At 67.8% G+C, this 236-nt stretch carries 1 protein-coding gene; it reads right to left on the minus strand.

The genetic code is table 11. From position 1 onward, the window contains the following. Positions 1-236: sodium ion-translocating decarboxylase subunit beta (locus PGS10_RS25050; RefSeq protein WP_316423654.1), on the minus strand; the 236-nt coding region annotated here is incomplete at both ends.

Raw genomic sequence — 236 nt, forward strand, 5'->3', positions numbered from 1 at the left:
TTCTCGCGTTTGCTCACCGTACGCAGCTGCACCATGCGGATCTTCCGCTCTTTGTCGCTGGTCAGCGCCTTCATGATCGGCGGCTGGATCAGCGGCACCAGCGCCATGTAGGAGTAGGCGGCCACCGCGATGGCCCCCAGCAGCTCCGGCGCCAGCTTGCTCGACAGGTAGATGGCCGTCGGGCCGTCGGCGCCGCCGATGATGCCGATGGCCGCCGCCTGCGGCAGGGTGAAGGA

It is taken from the genome of Klebsiella sp. 141153 (genome assembly GCF_032601995.1).
In the GTDB taxonomy this organism is placed as follows: Bacteria; Pseudomonadota; Gammaproteobacteria; order Enterobacterales; family Enterobacteriaceae; genus Klebsiella; species Klebsiella aerogenes.